The 553-nt window shown below is 65.8% G+C and carries 1 protein-coding gene; it reads right to left on the reverse strand.

Annotation, left to right across the window (positions count from 1 at the left end):
• Nucleotides 1-516, reverse strand: a 516-nt coding sequence (locus tag JBO08_RS27975; RefSeq protein WP_220078214.1) for a ribonucleotide-diphosphate reductase subunit beta, incomplete at its 3' end; no start/stop codon positions are given.
• Nucleotides 517-553 lie beyond the last annotated feature (37 nt).

Genomic DNA, 553 nt, shown 5'->3' on the forward strand with positions numbered 1-553 from the left:
CGATTCGATGCAGTACTGGTAGGCGTGGGTGTGGATCGCTTCTTCGAAGGCCTGGCGCAGGATGTACTGGCGGCACTCTGGGTTGGTGATCAGGCGGTACACGGCCAGGACCAGGTTGTTGGCAACCAGGGAGTCGGCGGTGGAGAAGAAGCCGAGGTTGCGCATGACGATGCGGCGTTCGTCGTCGGTCAGGCCTTCGGGGTCTTTCCACACGGCGATGTCGGCGGTCATGTTGACCTCTTGCGGCATCCAGTGGTTGGCGCAGCCGTCGAGGTACTTCTGCCAGGCCCAGTCGTACTTGAAGGGCACGAGTTGGTTGAGGTCGGCGCGGCAGTTGATCATGCGCTTTTCGTCAACGGCGACGCGGGCGGAGGCGCCTTCGAGTTCGGCGAGGCCTTCGGCGACGTCGAGTTTGTCGAGGGCGGCCTTGGCGCGGACGATGGCGGCGGAGTCACTGGCGGTGACGGCGCGGGCTTCAAGGGCGGCGGCAGCGCCGGCACCGTCGAGGCGGTCCATGTTGGCTTCGGTGGCGTGGCCGGCGTTGGCGCCTTTG

It is taken from the genome of Pseudomonas sp. LAP_36 (assembly GCF_019456785.1).
GTDB classification, from domain to species: Bacteria; Pseudomonadota; Gammaproteobacteria; order Pseudomonadales; family Pseudomonadaceae; genus Aquipseudomonas; species Aquipseudomonas tritici.